A 16,838-nucleotide genomic window follows, 5' to 3' on the forward strand; every position below is an offset into this window, starting at 1 on the left:
TTGTGGGATGCTGGACCTGTGGACGACGGCCCAACCAGGGCCGGACCCCTACGACCAGGAGGGAGCATCATGGCCGACCGTGCACTGCGAGGCATGGGTTTGGGATCCAAGAGCTTCGAGGACGAGGAAGGCGTTGAGATGGCCGAACGCCAAGAGATTGGCTTCGACTGTCACAACGGCCACCACTTCGACCTCACTTTCTCCACCGAGGCGGATCTGCCGAGCTTGTGGGAGTGCCCGCGCTGTGGCGCTGAGGCGCTGCGAAGCGACGGCACCGACCCTCAGTGGAAGAAGCAGAAGCCACAGCGCACCCACTGGGACATGCTCACTGAGCGCCGCTCGATCCCCGAACTCGAGGAACTGCTTGCCGAAAGGCTGGAGGAGATCCGGAAGGAGGACTGATTCCCCGACCACTCCGGCTCCAGGCCACCAGACCGACGTGGCTTGGACTCCAGAAACAGACGGATGTGCCCCGCGGACATCCTCCGCGGGGCACTGTCATGCTCTGTGGTTGCCCTCAGTGCTTCGAGCGGCGTTCCTTGATGTCGCCGGCAACCTGCTCAGCCCGTTCGAGGGCGACGTGTCCGAGATCCTTGAGCTGATGAGAGCGATGATGAACCCCCCACACGGTGGTGCGAAGCAGAGCCTCAACGACGATGTCCTTGCTCATCTTGGAGTTGCCATACTCGCGCTCGATGAACTCAATCGGCACCTCGGCAACGGTCATGTCCTTCTTGAGGGTGCGCCACGTCAGGTCGAGCTGAAAACAATAACCCGCCGAGGCGACCTCGTCCAAGCCGATGGTTCGAAGGGTGTCTGCGCGGAATGCGTTGAATCCACCGGTGGGATCCTTGACATCGATTCCCAGGCACATGCGAGTCCAGAGGCCGCCACCGCGTGAGATGAGCTCACGGTACTTCGGCCAGTTCACGACGGACCCACCCTTGACGTAGCGGGATCCCTTGACCATGTCGGCATGCTTGAGGGCCTCGAGGAGCAACGGCAGCTGCTCGGGCTGGTGGGAGCCATCGGCGTCCATCTCGACGAGGACGTCGTAGCCGTGGTCCAGACCCCAGTGGAAGCCGGCAAGGTACGCGGCGCCGAGGCCTTCCTTGCCCTTGCGATGCAGGACGTGAACGTGATCGTCCGCAGACGCCAGACGGTCAGCGATCTCGCCGGTGCCGTCCGGAGAGTTGTCATCGGCGACGAGAACGTTGACCTTCGGATTGGCGCGGCGGGTACGCGTGACAATCATCTCGACATTCTCCGCCTCGTTGTAGGTCGGAATGATGACGAGGGCCTTGTCGAGCCGGACCTCAGTGTCGGTGGCGGACATCTTTCTCCGATCTGTTGTGGTGTGCTTGTGTGAGCATATCGCGGCGGTGCCGAGGCACCGACATCACTGTTGCCCCAGTCGCAGTGAGAACGACGACGACCCGTAGCCACCTTGCAATTCTTACGGCCGGCGTCAGCCCTGACTCCAGCGGCAGCGTCACCGTGACATTGGTGTGCCCTCCCTCGTCAGTACGTAGCGCGACCGAGCCATCTGGATTGACCAACCCGGAAAAGGAGTTCGTCGTCGAGACGATGATGTGACGGCCGGTTTCAACCGCTCGCGCCCTGGTGATCTGCCACTGCTGACGAGTCTGGCCTGTGTCGATGAAGGACGAATTGTTCGACTGGACGGCCAGTATCCGTGCCCCATGGCGAACCGTGTCCGCGACGGTGTCGTCGTGGGCCACTTCGAAACAGATCGCCACACCAACCGATATCTTCCTGCCAGCAATGGTCGCGTCGAGGACACCGGGGGCCGTCCCCGGAACGGACTGTCGTCCGATGTTCTTCAATATGGGAATGAGCGGCAGGAAGAATGACCTTGCGGGGATCCACTCACCAAATGGCACCAGGTTGCGTTTGTGATAGGTGGATGTCGGCTCAGGTGACGACACCGGCCACCACATTGATGTCGTCTGGCGTTCGTCGTCACCGGGACCGTCAGTCACGGCCCCCACGAGGATTGGCAGCTTCGAGATGGCCAGCGCCCCCATGACGATCTGGTGACTTTCGTCGTCGAGAATCGGATCGATGTCAGTGGAGTTCTCGGGCCACAGAATCATGTCGGGCGCGCCCCTGCCCGAGACGCGGTGCTCGGCGACGGCCATGATCGTCTGGGAGAGATGATTGTCCGTGACGGATCGGGCGTAGCCCATCGCGTAGGGGCCAGCGGTGCCGTCCACTCCTCCTTGGACCACGAGTACCCGAATCTTCTCATCGTTGGTGGCGCGCGTGGCGATCACTCCTGATACCGAAGCCAGGACGGCCACGACGAGAAGCTCCGTGACGAGTGCGATGGCGTGGCAAAGGCGTGACCTTCCACGTGTGACGACAACACGCGCCAGGAGAGCTGCTGCCAAGGCGACGAGAAGGCTTGTTCCCGCCGTGCCAGCCCATCTCAGGGCTCCGACCCATGGAGTGTCGACGACAGTCCATGCCAGCCGAACCCACCCGAAACCGCCGAGCGGGACCGCAGCCGCTCCCACCTCGGTGGCCGTCCAGACCATGGCCTGCCACAAAGGTGCACCGGGAAGCCCGCTGACGCAACGGATGGCCCATCCAGCCAGCAGACACCACATCGCCATGACTGCGACGAGGAGCACCGCCACTGGCGGACCCATGACGCCAACCCAGGCGAGGGTGGTGGTACACAGGCCGAGACCGAAGAGGTACCCCAGACCGGCGGCGGCCCGCCCGGTCGTGGGACGGACGAGCAGGATGAGTACGGCGAGTCCTGGGATGACGAGGATCCACCAGTTCTGCGGATGGAATCCGGCACCCGTTGCGACTCCGGCGACGAGTGCGGCCAAGCCGCGCAGCCACGAGGTGCGCGGGAGACGGGAGAGCCGCGTCACCGGATTCCCAGCATGCCGAGATCGTCGAACATGGTGTCGAGGACGACCACCGTCTCCGTGCCGCAGTGACACTCCTTGCGGATGCGGGTGAGCAGCTGGTCGAGGTGACTGGTGTTGGGGGCCTGGACCCGGGCTAGGTAGGAGGCCGAGCCTGCGATGGAGTGACAGCCGCGCACCTCTGAGAAGGTCCTCAGGATGTCAGGGATCTTCTCGTCCTCCTCAGGATCAATAGGGTTGAGGAAGATGAATGCTGTGATCCCAGCGCCGATGGCTTCCAAATTGAGAGTGGCGTGGTAACCGCGGATGATTCCCTTGGCTTCGAGCCTCTTGACGCGCTGCTGGGCAGCGGAGGTTGACAAACCCGTTTGGTGCCCGAGCTCGGTCCACGACATCCGACCGTCTTCCTCGAGCAGACTCAGGATCTGACGATCGGTGGCCTCCAGAATCGGCGGCCGCTCCTCGTCCTCGTCGTCGTGGTGCTTGGTCATGAATGGCTCCTCCCCGTACCCGGTTCGGCCCAGTGGGATCTCAGCACGTGAATGGTGGACCCGGCGAGCAGATTCGGTCCTGCAGATGCTACCCGGGATGGACGACCTCGGCCGTCGAGGCACACCCTTTCCACGGTCTCCAGATTGAATTCGGCGAACCAGTCCTCAAGGTCTGCCACACCGGAATACGACTGGTTGGGGGTGTCATGCCAGGAGTACGGTAGGTCATGGGAGGTAGGCATTCTGCCTCCGATGATCTTGAGTCGGTTGCGCCAGTACACGAAGTTCGGAACGAGCAGGATGAGCAGGGTACCGATCCGCGCCATTTCTGCGAGCACGACGTCGGGTGAGACGACGGCCTGCAGGGTCTGGGACAGGATGACGACGTCGTAGGAGTCGTCGTGGAACTCCCCCAAGTCCTCGTTGAGATCCATCCCCAGCACCGGCACGCCCGTCGACATGGCCGCCACCAGGGAGGATTGATCGAGTTCAACCCCCGTTCCCAGGCAATCCCGGGTGGTGATGAGATGCCGAAGCAGAGATCCGTCGCCACATCCAAGGTCAAGGACACGGGAATGGGACGGCACCAGCGACGTGATGATGCGTTGATCGGGACGAATTGTCACAGCGTCGTCTCTCTCGTGCATAGATGGCCGTCAACGTGCGGGGCACGCCGTGATGCCCTCATCGGCAGCCGATCGGCGTTGAGGAAGGCCCTGACGAGGTCGTGGTAGGGGTCGAGCTTCATGAGGAAGGAGTCATGACCCCATGACGAGGCGATAGTCGCACAACTCACTGGTAGTCCTGCCCCCTCGAGATGACGGACGATCCGGCGTGAGTGGGCCGGGGAGAACCGCCAGTCGGTGTCGAAGCAGATGACGAGGAAGTTGACCGGATCTGCCACAAGTGCGTCGGTGGCCCCAGCTCGACCGAAGGGGTCGAAGTAGTCCATGACCCGCGTCAGATAGATGTAGCTGAGTGGGTCGAATCGGGTGAGGAAGGCCTCGCCCTGGTGATCCAGGTAGGACTCGACGGCGAAATTGATGCCGAATCCGCGTTTCACCGATTCTGATTGACGGGACCGTCCGAACTTCTCGGCGAAGGCGTCCTCGGACAGATAGGTGATGTGAGCGAGCATCCGCGCAATCGACAATCCGGTGTCGGGACGGACGTCGTCATAAGTACCGTCGGCAAAGGCCGGATCGCGCAGGATGGCTTCGCGCCCCACTGCCGAGAAGGCGATGTTCTGGGCCGTCAATCCACTCGATGAGGCGATGATGATGGCATTGTCCAGGGTGGTCGGACGCGTCAACGACCAGTCGAGGGCCTGCATGCCGCCCATGGAGCCGCCGACGACGGCGTGAAAGTGCTCCACACCCAGGTGCTTGGCGAGTCGTAGGTGCACTTCGACGAAATCGTGCATGTCAATCTGAGGAAAATCGAGTCCCCAGCGTTTCCCGGTGTCCGGGTTGGTCGAGGCAGGTCCGGTGGTACCGGAACAGCCTCCCAGCAGGTTGGAGGCAATGACGAAGAAACGGTCGGTGTCGATGGCGCGCCCTGGGCCGATGATGTTGTCCCACCATCCAGGGCGATCCGCTCCCGGGTGGAAACCCGCCGCATGGGCATCGCCGGTGAGAGCGTGACAGATGTACACCGCGTTGTCACGAGCTTCATTGAGAGCGCCGTAGGTTTCATAGGCGACGGTGACATGATCGAGACGGCCACCTGCGACCAGATGGAGAGGGTCATCCGGTGTGGCGACCGTCGCGTATTGGGTCTCGACGATCCCGATTCCGGGACCGTCGGGGCTAGTTCTGGGCGCTGGTAGACGAGGTGACATCGTGACCATTCTGCCAGTTCTCGTCGTCGTGCCCACGATGTGAAGGCCTTCAGCCACTACGCTCTTTGTCATGCGCATGATGGATCAAGGCGGACTCGAAGGCGTCATGCATGGTGTCAGGGGCCAGCCCCGGGTGATCTGTGGTGGTTCGGGGGCCACTCCCCTGCCACTTCTGGACGTCATCGACCGATGCGTCGAGAGGTGGCGGTTGGTGTGCGTCAATGCGCCACTTGGCGTTCCGACACGCAAGGACGTCGTTCACGAGACGATCTTCATTGGCCCGGGTGGCCGTCGTGCCGAGAGCCTCGAGTACATTCCTTGTCGTCTGAGTCTGGCACCGAGTCTCTACGAGGAACGATTGGCGCCCGACATCCTCGTCCTACACACCAGTACTCCGCGCAACGGCTCAGTGAGCATGGGCATTGAGGTCCAGGTGTTACCGGCTGCCCTGGAGGCGGCCAAGCGTCGGGGGGCCCTCATCATTGCCCAAATCAATCCGAACATGCCCTATGTCCTCGGCGATGGGATCGTCAACGTCGACGACATTGACATAGGCGTGGTCGTCGACGTACCCCTGCCTGCGGTCGCCATGCCGTCGCCGGGTCCACTGGCTTGCCAGATCGGTGACCGAGTAGCATCTCGGATCCCTGACGGTGCCACTCTCCAGGTGGGCATCGGTGCGGTTCCTGATGCGGTCGTCGCTCAACTGCCCGAGGACATCCACGTGGGCGTGTGGACTGAACTCCTCACCGACTCCATCCGTGTCCTGGAGGAGGCTCACACACTGGATGATCGCGTCATCACCGGCACCTTCGCCATGGGAACACCCGCCTTGTACGAATGGCTTGAGGATAACCCGCGAGTGTCGTTGCTGCGCTGTGAGACGACGAATGACCCCGGTACCATCGCCGGCCAGCCCAAAGTCACCAGTGTCAACACGGGTTTGCAGGTGGACCTGTTCGGTCAGGTCAATGCAACTCGAGTGGGAACCAAGATCCATTCCGGGGTGGGAGGCTCCACTGACTTCCTGGTGGGAGCCATGCACTCCCCCAGCGGTCAGGCTCTCATTACCATGCTCAGTTGGCACCCGAAAGCCAACTGCTCGACGATCGTCGACGCGCTGGACTCACCAGTTTCGGCGATCCAGCCCTCGGTGATCGTCACGGAGCAGGGCACGGCTGAGCTGTTCGGCAATTCCCAGAACGAACAGGCCCGTCAACTCATCGAGAACACCGCCCACCCCGCCGCCCGCGACCATCTGTGGCAACGGGCCCGGGAGTTTGGGCTGGTCTGATCAGACCTCCGGAACATCGACGCCGAGCAGCTGAGCAAGGACCGTGATGACGCCGTTGTCCTTGTTGGACGGGGCAACGTAGTTCGAGGCCGCAATGATGTCGGGATGGGCGTTGGCCATGGCAAAGGACCACGTCGCCAGCGGCATCATCTCGAGGTCGTTGAGGAAGTCCCCGAAGATCGCCGTCTGGTCAGGGGAGACCCCCAGGTCGGCCTGCACAGCCTCAACCGCGCTGCCCTTGTTCACTCCTGGGTTCATGATGTCGACCCAGTTCGGGGTGGCAAGGATGACTTGGTGGTCAGGGGCGATGTCCTGCATCGTCGGGTGGGTGACCTCGGAGGCCTCACCGAAGTCGTAGATGGACAGCTTGATGACGTCGTCAATGCGCTCCGTGAGGTCATCGACGACGGTGTTTCTGTGGTAGTAGGTTGCGACGTGGGAGACGAAGGCGTCGTCACCACGCTCGAGGTAAGCGATGGACTTGGTCGCGAGGACCAGCCCGACGTCATGACCATCTTCCACGAGCTTTCGAACTCCCTTGATGACCTTGCGAGCGAGGTTGGGGGCGATGATCGAGGAGGAGACGTCGACGCCATCGCGAACGACATAGGTACCGTTTTCCGAAATGAGTGGCATCCCGTCAAGGTGGGAATGAAACATCGTGGACAAAGTGGTGCATTGACGTCCGGAGGCCGGTACGAAGGCTACGCCACGATCATTCATGATTTCCAGCAGAGGCCACAGCTGGGGCGGGATGTTCCCCTCTCCGTCGAGAAGAGTGCCATCCATGTCGGAGATGACCAGTCGGAGGTCGTCGGCGGGGGCAGGAAATGGGGTCGGCTTCGGCATATCCACGCGATCAGGATAGCGATCGCGGCACGGGCCGGACACACAGGCGCCGTGGCTGTCCTGGGAGTGTGCATGTACTCCTCGCTGGCAGCCTTCGAACTCCTGCGATGTGGCCCAACGGGCGGTCAAGATGTGACTTATGCGGTTTCGTTGTGACGAGGTGCGACACTCGGATGGGGATAATACGAGTCCCATTCGCCGAGGACCACAAAACCGCGTCGTTGCGGGTGGATATGCGGACAGTCCTTCCCCGGAAATGATGAATGCCTGGCGAGAACCACGTTCTCACCAGGCATGTCGTCGGGCTGACAGGATTCGAACCTGCGACCCCTTGACCCCCAGTCAAGTGCGCTACCAAGCTGCGCTACAGCCCGATCGGATCGCTTGGCAATCCGAGGAAGCACATTAGCTTACTTCCACTCCGGCGACCAAATCGGTCACTTCTTCCCGCGCCTGCCGCGCGGTCGAATCTGGACGTGAACTGGCGATCCGGTGAAGCCGAAGTCCTCGCGAAGTCGCCTGATGATGAACCGCACGTACCCCTGGTCGAACATCCCGGAGGTGAACAGGGCGAAGGTCGGCGGGCAGTTGTGGGCCTGGGTACCGAAGAGGATCCTTGGCTGCTTGCCACCACGCACCGGATGCGGATGAGCCGCCGCCAGACGTCCGAGGAACGCGTTGAGCTTGCCGGTCGAGATCCTCGTCTCCCAACCTGCTGCGGCCGTCTCGATGGCCTTCTCGAGCTTGTCGACGTTACGACCCTTGAGAGCAGAGATGTTGACTCGGGGAGCCCAGGTGTAGGCCTGCACATCCCGTTCGATCTCACGCTCCAGGTGACGACGACGCTCATCGTCGGTCAGATCCCACTTGTTGTAGGCGATCACCATGGCGCGTCCGGTGTCCTCGACCATGGTGAGGATGCGCAGATCCTGGTCACTGATCGGCTCCGAGGCATCGATGACGACGACGCACACCTCGGCACGCTCGATGGCAGCCTGGGTGCGCAAGGAGGCGTAGTACTCGTGCCCCGAAGCTTCCTTGACCCGCTTACGCAGACCAGCGGTGTCGATGAACTGGTACACAGTGCTGCCAACGGTCACGAGCTCGTCGACCGGGTCCACCGTCGTACCGGAGACGTCAGAGACCACCGCACGGTTGTGACGGGCCAGACGGTTCAGTAGGGACGACTTGCCGACGTTCGGCTTGCCGACGATAGCGACACGGCGCGGGCCGCCCGTCGTCTCGTAGTTGGCGGGACTGTCAGGAAGCACGTCTATGAGGGCGTCGAGAAGATCACCCGATCCACGACCGTGCATGGCTGACACCGGATGGGGCTCCCCCAGGCCGAGATCCCACATCGTTGCGGCCTCGGCCTCGCCACGCACGTCATCAACCTTGTTAGCTGCCACGACGACGGGCTTGCGTGACTGCCTCAACACCTGGACGACCGCCTCGTCCTCGTCAGTCGTACCGACATTGGCGTCGACGACGAACAACACGGCGTCAGCCGTCGAGATGGCCAACTCTGCCTGCTCGGTGATCATCGCGGCCATGCCCGAGGCATCGGAGGCCCAACCGCCAGTATCGACGAGCACGAACTGCCGACCGGACCACTCGGCGTCATAGGACACCCGGTCACGGGTCACGCCGGGAACATCCTGCACAACAGCCGCTCGGCGACCAAGGATACGGTTGACGAGGGTGGACTTACCCACGTTGGGCCGTCCGACGACGGCGACAACAGGCTTTGGAAAAGTCTCCTCGGTGCCGTCGAGGAACTCGGGCGAGTCGGACATGAGGACACCCTCCTGCTAGGGGACTGGACCACGGTACACGCTCTGGCGCCCGTGGAGATGCTGCTCAACGCAGCGACGGGGGAACCAGATCGATGACGGCGTTGATGACCTGGTCCAGATTGAGGTGGGTGGAGTCGAGCAAGGTAACTCCCTCGGCGGGCTTCTCGAAGGTCGACACCGTCGAGTCGTCACGGTCGCGACGCACGATCGAGTCGATGACCTGTTCCATGTCGACGTTCTCGCCCAGCTCAGCCTGACGGCGCGCAATACGGACGGCGGGATCGGCGACGAGAAGCACTCTTACCTGAGCGTCGGGGTACACCACCGTGGTGATGTCGCGTCCTTCCATGACGATACGCCCGCACTCGTCCGCGATCTGGCGCATGCGAGCGGTGAGGGCGTCACGAACAGGCTGAATCGTGGCAACCGCGGACACCTGGGCACTGGTTTCGGGCCGTCGGATCTCCTCGGTGACATCTTCGCCGTCGATGAGGACGAGGTCATGGTTGGCAGAGGTGTCGAGGTTCAAGTGACAAGTACGAGCCACCTCGATGGCGTCACGAGGATTGGCCTTCGGATCGATCCCGAGGTGGGCAACACGACAGGCCACCGCGCGATACATCGAACCGGTGTCCAGATGGGCCACGTCGAGTTGATGGGCAACCCCGCGAGAGGTCGATGACTTGCCGGACCCGCTGGGCCCGTCAATGGCGATGACAAGAGGTGAGAGGGACACGTTCTGCCTGCCTTTCGATGGCGCTCCGACGAGGTGAGACTATCGGTATCCACCGACAAGGGTCAGGAACGCACCGACCATCCATGATCGCGCATCAAGACCGTCAACTGCTCCGCACCTTCCGGGGCAACATCGATGGACAGGAAACCTATCTCTCGAGCCGGATCATGCTCCACCGACAAATCCTCGACGTTGACCCCGGCAGCCTCGACGTCGGCGAACAGCCTTGCGAGGGCACCAGGGGCATCGGGAATCTCGACAACGACAGCGGTCGTCTCCATCATCTGGTGACCATGCTTACCTGCGACCTTGCGTGCCCCCGACTGCCCGACGCTCAGGAATTCCTCAAGACAGTGCGGGTCGTCCAGACGAGACAACAGGTCGTCAACATCGTCACGAATGGCTTCCAGCTGACGCCGAACCTCAGTGCGATTGGAATTGAGGATCTGGCGCCACATGGCGGTCTGGGAACGAGCCACTCGCGTGACGTCACGGATCCCTGATCCTGCCAGTCTGAGATGTTCGGGGCGAGCATGCCGCAGATTGGCCGCCGTGAGGATGCTCATGAGATGAGGAAGGTGAGACACCTCGGCGACGGCTCGGTCATGCTCGTCAGCGTCCATGCTCACTACGCGAGCACCACATGCCCCAGCCAGTGCAATGACCCGTTCGACGTCGTCATGACGGTTGTCACTGCGAGGAGTGACCACCCAGGTGCGATCGACGAAGAGGTCGTCAGAGGCCGTCAGTGGGCCGGTGTACTGAGTGCCTGCCATCGGGTGTGAACCGACATAACGGGTGAGGTCGACATCGCGGCCAGCTGCCAGGTCAAGGAGGTCGGCGAGTACCGCCCCCTTGACCGACGCCGTGTCCGTGACGACGGCGTGGGGATGACGGTTGAGGCGCTCGACGATGGTTGACGCGACGGCGGCGGGCGGGGTCGCCACCACGACAACCCGATAGGCATCGTCGTCGAGACCGTCCAGCTGTCCTGCGCCGCGTCCGGCTGCCACCAGGGCGTTGGCGCGATCGATATCCCACAGGTGGACGTCAATCCCTGCGGTGACGAGGGCTCTCCCGATCGACGCACCGATGAGCCCGGTACCGACGATGAGAACGGGCCCCCTCAAGGCCGGTGCAACGCTGTCAGGACTCGTCACCATCAGCCTCCAGCACGGTGACAGCGTCGAGACGACGGAAATGACGTCGAGTTGAGGCGTGGCGATCGAGAAATCCTATTTCAAGGCTCTCTGGTCCGGCACCAAGAATGCTCACCGAAGCCCGAACGACGTCAGACACCGCCGCATGGTCCGGCAGATCGAGAGAGTGCTGAGAAGCCACCCCCATGAGAACAGGACCGGTGCTGGCACGCACGGTGCCGTCAAAGTCAATGGTGTAGAAGCGATCCTCGGAAGGGACGAGGCCGAGTTCTGCCACGGTCACCTGAACCTGGTAGGGCTTGACCTCAGGGTGAGCGAAAACCTTGCCTATGATGCGGGAATACATGCTCGCCAAGCTGCGTCCCGTCACGTCGAGCCGGTCATAGGCATAGGCGCGAAGATCGGCGAACCGAATGCCCGCCACCCTCAGGTCCTCGGCCTCATGGAAGATCCCGACCGCGGCGAAGGCGAGCCGATCGTGCGTCTCGGAGATTGACCTCATACCCCTGGGCAGATGTGCACCACTGTGACGCGCGACCAATGCAATGCCTTCGGCACATCGAGCGACGACGACGCCGTCACCTTTATCGCGGATCGAATCAGACACGAAGCTGGCCCGGTCAGCCACCCACTGACGTGGAGGAACGTAGGCAGGAATCGTCATGACCGAGCCTCCTCATGCTCCGTCTCGGCAGTGATCCCATCAACGACTCGCTTCGCCAACATCGCGATCTCCTCGGTGGGAATCCGCGTGACACCGGTGGGATCGGCATGGCACACGGTCGGGTACAGGCCACGGGACAAATCAGGTCCTGACGGCGCCGAGGTGGTGTCGTCGCTGACGGCGGCGTGCAAGGCGCGAATCGCAAGCATGACGGCGTCGTCGCGATCCATACCGGGGCGGTAGCCGTCATTGATGACACCGGTTGCGAAGAGGGTCCCCGCCCCGACGCAGGCGTGGGCGCGCTCCTCAGTGCGTCCACCCGTTCCGTCGTAGGAGAAGATGCGTCCTCGATGAGCGAGGTCATCCCACCCGGCCAACAACGGCGTCACCGCCATACCCTGAGCCATCATCGTGCCGTTCGAGCGAACCAAGCTGGACAGCCTCGCGGCTCGACCGTCCATGCTGATGCGTTGTCCTTGGATCTTCTCGAGGTGATCGACCTCGGCCTGGAAGAGGCGAATCATCTCCCCTGCGAGACCCGCCGCCCCGGCGGCTCCGATCACGCAGCGATCATCGGTACCGAGAATTCGGTCAATGTCTCGCTGGTTCGGGTGCCGCGTCATCGTCGATCCAAGGTCAGCGGCGGCTATCACGCCCCCACTGCAACGAATGGCCAGCACCGTTCTGCCGTGCCTCAACAGCTCAGGAACACTGGTGTCCACCGTCGTCGGGGGCAGCAGCTCAGGGGCCACACGCCTCAAGAACAGGGCAAACGAATCGGTGGTTGTACTCGAGGTGAGGTAGGCCTCATCAAGATCGGACAGCGACAGTGGCATGACCCTCCTCGTCACGGATGCACTCGGGATTTCCAGCCTAGCCGACCGATTTGGGTACGGGCCTCGATGCGGATACCATTGGTATTCGATACCAGTGGTACTGCTTACGATCCCCTTGCTCTTCCAAAGGACGCCAACCTGTGATGCCCACCGCAGTGGAAAGACCTCATCGCGATGAGGTCAGAAACCGTATCCTCGCCGCTGCTACCAAAGAATTCGAACGGGACGGCTATGCCGGCGCAAGTCTGCGTCGTATCGCATCGGATGCCGGATTCACCAAGGGAGCCGTGTACTCCAACTTCGGATCCAAGCCCGACCTCTTCGGGCAGGTGTGCACCGAAAGACTTGCCAGTGGCGAGCGGGACGTCGTCGATGCCCTCTCCCCCATCTTGTCGAACGGTGGCAGCCCTGACGAGGTCATGAGGCAGATCAGCCAGAAACTCACGGAAATCCTCCTGGAGGATGCTCCGTGGCAGGTGATCCTCGCAGAATTCCGCGCTCTGGCCCGCCACGACGAGGAGATCGCCGAGGCCTACGCAAAACTGCAAAAACAGCGGATCGCTCAACTGGTCGATGTGACGACCCAGTACGGTGTACTCGATCACGTCGACTCCACAGAAGCTGCCAACCCACGCAGCCTCGCGGTGGTGGTCCTCAGCCTGGTCAACGTACTCGCCTTGGAATTCTCCGTGGCCAGTGCGGTCATTGACCAGCAGGTCATAACCGATGTCATCGAACGTTCAATCAGGGGGTTCCTTCAGTGATGCGTTTCTCGAAACGTCCTCCGGTCGACACCCAGGCCCTTGAGGACGCCTCGGGAGTGGTGCTCCACGCCCACGACTTGAACGCCCAGGGGCGGCAGGGGATGATCTTCGGGCCTCTCGACATGGACCTGGCGCCGCGTCAGCTCGCCGTTATTCACGGCCCGGCTGGCGCCGGAAAGTCCGCCCTGTTGTTGGCGTTGTCCGGACGATTCCGCAGGACGCGCGGGACTCTCATCATTGACGGTATTGACGCGATGGCCGAACCCTACCGCGCGATTCAGCGCACGTCCGTCGCCCGCATTGCCGATTACGTCGTCCCGGAGGACCGCCTTACCCTCAACGAGTCGCTCGCCGAACGGTGCCATCTCGATGCCGTCAACCTCAAGACAGCCGAGGGCAGGGTGCGTCAGATCGAGGAAATCGTTGGTTTCCGCATCGACCGCTCCTGCGAGTTCGAGCAACTCGATGCCATTGAGCGTGCCGTGGCGTCCGTAGCTCTCGCCATGCTGAGGGAGACGAAGGTTGTCGTCATCGACGATGCCGACGTCATGGTTCCCCACAACCAGCAGCGAGTGTTGTTCGAGATGTTCTCGAAGCTCACCGAGCTCGACGATTCGACCATCATCGCCGCAACGGTCGATGACGACATGGCTCCGCCCGGATCTCTCGACGTCGAGTTGCCGGCCCACCACCGCACCCATGCGGTCACGGACATTCATGGCAACAAGGACGACGACGATAATTCTGGTGGCCCAGAAGTCCCAGAGGTAACACACATTCCTCGCGAGGCCGACGAGGAAGGCGCAGAGACCACGGTGGAGATCGAGTCCAGATCTCCATCCGATGACGAACCCGAAAACAACGCCCTGAGGGAAAGTGACCGTCCCGATGACTCCTCCCGGAGATAACGCATGCTGACTCGATTCATCAGACTCGTACAGTTCGAGTTCCGGCGTTTCAAAGGACGCTCCAAGCTCGGACTCATCTTCATTCTCATCATTCCGCTGCTGTACGGCGGTATCTATCTTCACGCCAACTGGGATCTTTACTCCAATACCGACAAGGTGAAGATCGCCATTGTCAGCCATGACAAGCCGGCCACGTTTGACGGACGGACCGTCGAAGGTGGTAAGGAATTCCAGGAAACCCTGAAGAAGAACCCGCGATTCGACTGGCAGTTCCTCGGAACCGATGAGGACAAGGCTTATCAGGGGCTTCGTGACGCCGAGTACTTCATGGTCATCGAGGTACCTGATAATTTCTCGACGAGCATCGTGTCCGCCGGTGACTTCAAACCAGCTCGCGCGACACTCAAACTCCACCGAGACGACGCCAACGGATTCATCATCGGTCTGTTGACCTCGCAGGTTCAGACAGCCCTCGAACAGGCCTTGGACCAGAGTGTGTCCGAGACCTACTTCAATGCACTCTTCATCAACCTGGGCGTCATCAAGGACGCATTGACCAAAGCGTCTGAGGGGTCAGCGACACTCGATACTGGCATGAAGACCCTCGACGCGGGGGTCAATGAGATGAACACCAGGGTCTTGGGGGCAACCAAGGCTATCGGCGACTCCACCGCCACCATCAACAAGGTCAATTCCGCACTGGCGAACGCCGACTCGGCAGCGGCCAAGACGTCGATGGCAGTTGGCCAGACTCGGGTGGGTGCCCAGGCCATTACCGGGTCCGCACAAAGCGTCATGGCCGATACCCAGGCCGTCAATTCCGCGATGATTCCGCTCATCAACAATGTGACCAAGAATCTCCCTGCCCTGCAGAAGCAAGCCAGGAATCTTGTCTCCGCGACGGCGACGTTACAGAACCCCAACGGGAATTCAGTCGTCAAGATTCAGCATGATGTGAATGGAGCAGCCAACAAGGCATCCTCTCTCGTTGCCAAGCATCCTGAAATTGCCGATGACCCTGACTACATCGCTTTGGTCAAACAAATCAATGGCGCCGCGAGTTCGACGACGACCGTGTCGTCCAACATCGCGGCCGTCGCAAATATCTCTGCCGGTCTCAACTTGAGCCTCAATCAACAGAACGCTGACACCTTGGCCGACAATGCCAAGGCTGCGCTGAATCGTCTCAACAAGGACGCCCAGCAGGTCAACAACGGCCTTGAGACGATCAACGGCGCCATGGACACCGCTGATTCGGCTGCCAAGGATCTCAACAAGGCCGTCAACAATGCCACCGACGCCGGTCGAGACTTCACCGCGAAGGCTCCCGAAATTGCATCCGGCGTCATGCAGTTGAGCAACGGTCTGGGACAGCTCAAGTCGGGTGCTGACGCCCTGTCCAAGGGAGCGACACAGCTCCATCAGGGCCTCGACAGCGGTGCCAAGCAAATTCCCGGCATGACGGACGACCAGCGCACCAATCTGGCCAATGTCATGAGCTCCCCGGTCGACGTCGAGCAGACCATCCTCCACTCCGCAAAGTACTACGGACGTGGCCTTGCACCGATGTTCTTCTCCATCGCGATGTGGATCGCCTGTATCTCCACCTTCCTTGTCGTGCGTACTTTCTCCGGTCGTGCCATGACGGGGCGGGCGAACGCCCTGTCGATCGCGCTCGTCGGCTTCGGTCCGCTGGCCGTCATCGCCCTGGTCGGTGCGTACATCATGGCCTTCGGCGTCTGGTTCACCTTGGGACTCGACCCGGTCCATCCCTGGCACTTCATAGGATTCGTCACACTGACCTCACTGTCATGGATGATGCTGGCCTTCTGGATTCGACTCATCTTTGGCTCTCCACAGACAGCTATCTTCCTCATCCTCCTGGTGCTTCAGCTGCCCACCTGTGGCGGAACCTTCCCCGTGACGATGCTGCCGCCGGTCTATCAAAAGCTGGCAGTCGTCATGCCGATGAAGTACTCCGTCGACACCTTCCGTGTCGTCATCTCCGGTGGACCGATGTCGACGATGGCGCTCGGATTCGCCGTCCAGGGTGGCATCCTCATCATCTCGACGATCATCACCTTGGCGCTCGTCCATCGCCACAAGCTGTTCCGTATGCGTGACCTGCACCCGCCGATGATCACCTCGACCTCCACGGCCGACTTCGCCTTCTCCGTGAGGCCGCGATGAGCGACGACCTGGCATCGCCCTTGGTGCGAAGGGCACTCGTCGCTGACATCATCTGTGTGATCCTGTTCGCGACGATTGGACGGGCCAGCCACGGAAGGGCCCTCTCCCCCGGTGGCCTGTTGCGAACCGGCACTCCCTTCGTGCTGGGACTTGCCGTCGGTTGGGTCATCGTCGTGACGGCCCGTGTCCCGGCACAGCGCTGGGTGGCTGGACTGGTTGTGTGGGCGTCCACCCTCATCGTGGGAATGGCAGTTCGCTACTTCACGAACCAAGCAGTGACAGTCTTCTTCGTGACCGTGGCGGCGAGCTTCTTGGCTCTCGCCCTCATCGGGTGGCGGGCCGTGATGATTGGCATCACAGCGACACGTCGCAAGAAGCCACAAACGTGACCGCGAGAGGGCCGG

17 protein-coding genes and 1 tRNA gene are annotated in these 16,838 nt (G+C 61.7%); 6 read left to right on the forward strand and 12 right to left on the reverse strand.

Translation table 11 applies throughout. The annotated features are described in order from the left end of the window. Positions 1-69: 69 nt before the first annotated feature. Entirely contained in the window at positions 70-402 is a 333-nt protein-coding gene (locus ACUCCZ_RS04790; protein ID WP_435916496.1) for an RNA polymerase-binding protein RbpA, read from the forward strand. 115 nt (positions 403-517) lie between these two features. On the opposite strand, the gene ACUCCZ_RS04795 is transcribed toward ACUCCZ_RS04790, so the two are convergent. Genes ACUCCZ_RS04795 through metX form a run of 5 tightly spaced genes read right to left on the reverse strand, consistent with a single transcriptional unit; the run spans position 518 to position 5,246 of the window. Then, entirely contained in the window at positions 518-1,336 is an 819-nt protein-coding gene (locus ACUCCZ_RS04795) for a polyprenol monophosphomannose synthase (RefSeq protein WP_435916497.1), read from the reverse strand. Then, positions 1,317-2,909: an apolipoprotein N-acyltransferase gene (lnt, locus tag ACUCCZ_RS04800; protein WP_435916498.1), complete on the reverse strand. Its 1,593-nt coding sequence runs from the start codon at positions 2,907-2,909 to the stop codon at positions 1,317-1,319. Before lnt ends, ACUCCZ_RS04795 begins: the two co-directional genes overlap by 20 nt. Beyond that, positions 2,906-3,397 carry an Lrp/AsnC family transcriptional regulator gene (locus tag ACUCCZ_RS04805; RefSeq protein ID WP_435916499.1) on the reverse strand — a complete coding sequence of 164 codons (492 nt, stop codon included), beginning with the start codon at positions 3,395-3,397 and terminating at the stop codon, positions 2,906-2,908. Before ACUCCZ_RS04805 ends, lnt begins: the two co-directional genes overlap by 4 nt. Next, a complete protein-coding gene (metW, locus tag ACUCCZ_RS04810; RefSeq protein WP_435916500.1) occupies positions 3,394-4,044 on the reverse strand; it encodes a methionine biosynthesis protein MetW in 651 nt (216 codons plus the stop codon). Before metW ends, ACUCCZ_RS04805 begins: the two co-directional genes overlap by 4 nt. Next, positions 4,020-5,246 carry a homoserine O-acetyltransferase MetX gene (gene metX / locus ACUCCZ_RS04815; RefSeq protein ID WP_435916995.1) on the reverse strand — a complete coding sequence of 409 codons (1,227 nt, stop codon included), beginning with the start codon at positions 5,244-5,246 and terminating at the stop codon, positions 4,020-4,022. Before metX ends, metW begins: the two co-directional genes overlap by 25 nt. A gap of 67 nt (positions 5,247-5,313) precedes the next feature. Here metX and ACUCCZ_RS04820 point away from each other — a divergent pair, with 67 nt between their 5' ends. After that, complete coding sequence (locus ACUCCZ_RS04820; protein WP_435916996.1) at positions 5,314-6,531, forward strand: acetyl-CoA hydrolase/transferase family protein; 1,218 nt, start codon at positions 5,314-5,316, stop codon at positions 6,529-6,531. Here ACUCCZ_RS04820 and ACUCCZ_RS04825 read toward each other — a convergent pair whose 3' ends face one another. The 7 genes from ACUCCZ_RS04825 to prcB form a co-directional block, all read right to left on the reverse strand. After that, positions 6,532-7,380 (reverse strand): HAD family hydrolase, encoded by an 849-nt coding sequence (locus ACUCCZ_RS04825; protein ID WP_435916997.1) that lies wholly within the window; start codon positions 7,378-7,380, stop codon positions 6,532-6,534. It abuts the gene before it with no gap. 300 nt (positions 7,381-7,680) lie between these two features. Further along, positions 7,681-7,754 (reverse strand) — tRNA-Pro (locus ACUCCZ_RS04830). Positions 7,755-7,817: 63 nt separating this feature from the next. Then, a complete protein-coding gene (der, locus tag ACUCCZ_RS04835) occupies positions 7,818-9,176 on the reverse strand; it encodes a ribosome biogenesis GTPase Der (protein WP_435916501.1) in 1,359 nt (452 codons plus the stop codon). A gap of 64 nt (positions 9,177-9,240) precedes the next feature. After that, complete coding sequence (gene cmk, locus ACUCCZ_RS04840; protein WP_435916502.1) at positions 9,241-9,912, reverse strand: (d)CMP kinase; 672 nt, start codon at positions 9,910-9,912, stop codon at positions 9,241-9,243. A 62-nt stretch (positions 9,913-9,974) separates the two neighbouring features. Next, entirely contained in the window at positions 9,975-11,078 is a 1,104-nt protein-coding gene (locus tag ACUCCZ_RS04845) for a prephenate dehydrogenase (protein ID WP_435916998.1), read from the reverse strand. Then, positions 11,059-11,736, reverse strand: a complete 678-nt coding sequence (gene prcA, locus ACUCCZ_RS04850; RefSeq protein ID WP_435916503.1) for a proteasome subunit alpha — start codon at positions 11,734-11,736, stop codon at positions 11,059-11,061. The genes ACUCCZ_RS04845 and prcA overlap by 20 nt, the downstream gene beginning before the upstream one ends. Next, positions 11,733-12,572 carry a proteasome subunit beta gene (gene prcB, locus ACUCCZ_RS04855; RefSeq protein ID WP_435916504.1) on the reverse strand — a complete coding sequence of 280 codons (840 nt, stop codon included), beginning with the start codon at positions 12,570-12,572 and terminating at the stop codon, positions 11,733-11,735. Before prcB ends, prcA begins: the two co-directional genes overlap by 4 nt. Before the next feature lie 143 nt (positions 12,573-12,715). Between prcB and ACUCCZ_RS04860 the strand changes: the two genes are divergently transcribed. Genes ACUCCZ_RS04860 through ACUCCZ_RS04875 form a run of 4 tightly spaced genes read left to right on the forward strand, consistent with a single transcriptional unit; the run spans position 12,716 to position 16,823 of the window. Then, positions 12,716-13,336: a TetR/AcrR family transcriptional regulator gene (locus ACUCCZ_RS04860; RefSeq protein WP_435916505.1), complete on the forward strand. Its 621-nt coding sequence runs from the start codon at positions 12,716-12,718 to the stop codon at positions 13,334-13,336. Beyond that, entirely contained in the window at positions 13,336-14,244 is a 909-nt protein-coding gene (locus ACUCCZ_RS04865; RefSeq protein ID WP_435916506.1) for an ATP-binding cassette domain-containing protein, read from the forward strand. Before ACUCCZ_RS04860 ends, ACUCCZ_RS04865 begins: the two co-directional genes overlap by 1 nt. A 3-nt stretch (positions 14,245-14,247) precedes the next feature. Next, complete coding sequence (locus ACUCCZ_RS04870; RefSeq protein ID WP_435916507.1) at positions 14,248-16,434, forward strand: YhgE/Pip family protein; 2,187 nt, start codon at positions 14,248-14,250, stop codon at positions 16,432-16,434. Then, complete coding sequence (locus ACUCCZ_RS04875) at positions 16,431-16,823, forward strand: DUF3054 domain-containing protein (RefSeq protein ID WP_435916508.1); 393 nt, start codon at positions 16,431-16,433, stop codon at positions 16,821-16,823. The genes ACUCCZ_RS04870 and ACUCCZ_RS04875 overlap by 4 nt, the downstream gene beginning before the upstream one ends. Positions 16,824-16,838: the final 15 nt, after the last annotated feature.

It is taken from the genome of Cutibacterium nasicola (assembly GCF_052654715.2).

What these genes read in the sequence shown, in the direction of transcription:
- ACUCCZ_RS04790 (WP_435916496.1), top strand. Translation starts at nt 70, where the DNA reads ATGGCCGACCGTGCACTGCGAGGCATGGGTTTGGGATCCAAGAGCTTC.
- ACUCCZ_RS04795 (WP_435916497.1), bottom strand. Translation starts at nt 1,336, where the DNA reads ATGTCCGCCACCGACACTGAGGTCCGGCTCGACAAGGCCCTCGTCATC.
- ACUCCZ_RS04805 (WP_435916499.1), bottom strand. Translation starts at nt 3,397, where the DNA reads ATGACCAAGCACCACGACGACGAGGACGAGGAGCGGCCGCCGATTCTG.
- metW (WP_435916500.1), bottom strand. Translation starts at nt 4,044, where the DNA reads ATGCACGAGAGAGACGACGCTGTGACAATTCGTCCCGATCAACGCATC.
- metX (WP_435916995.1), bottom strand. Translation starts at nt 5,246, where the DNA reads ATGGTCACGATGTCACCTCGTCTACCAGCGCCCAGAACTAGCCCCGAC.
- ACUCCZ_RS04820 (WP_435916996.1), top strand. Translation starts at nt 5,314, where the DNA reads ATGATGGATCAAGGCGGACTCGAAGGCGTCATGCATGGTGTCAGGGGC.
- ACUCCZ_RS04825 (WP_435916997.1), bottom strand. Translation starts at nt 7,380, where the DNA reads ATGCCGAAGCCGACCCCATTTCCTGCCCCCGCCGACGACCTCCGACTG.
- der (WP_435916501.1), bottom strand. Translation starts at nt 9,176, where the DNA reads ATGTCCGACTCGCCCGAGTTCCTCGACGGCACCGAGGAGACTTTTCCA.
- prcA (WP_435916503.1), bottom strand. Translation starts at nt 11,736, where the DNA reads ATGACGATTCCTGCCTACGTTCCTCCACGTCAGTGGGTGGCTGACCGG.
- prcB (WP_435916504.1), bottom strand. Translation starts at nt 12,572, where the DNA reads ATGCCACTGTCGCTGTCCGATCTTGATGAGGCCTACCTCACCTCGAGT.
- ACUCCZ_RS04860 (WP_435916505.1), top strand. Translation starts at nt 12,716, where the DNA reads ATGCCCACCGCAGTGGAAAGACCTCATCGCGATGAGGTCAGAAACCGT.
- ACUCCZ_RS04865 (WP_435916506.1), top strand. Translation starts at nt 13,336, where the DNA reads ATGCGTTTCTCGAAACGTCCTCCGGTCGACACCCAGGCCCTTGAGGAC.
- ACUCCZ_RS04870 (WP_435916507.1), top strand. Translation starts at nt 14,248, where the DNA reads ATGCTGACTCGATTCATCAGACTCGTACAGTTCGAGTTCCGGCGTTTC.
- ACUCCZ_RS04875 (WP_435916508.1), top strand. Translation starts at nt 16,431, where the DNA reads ATGAGCGACGACCTGGCATCGCCCTTGGTGCGAAGGGCACTCGTCGCT.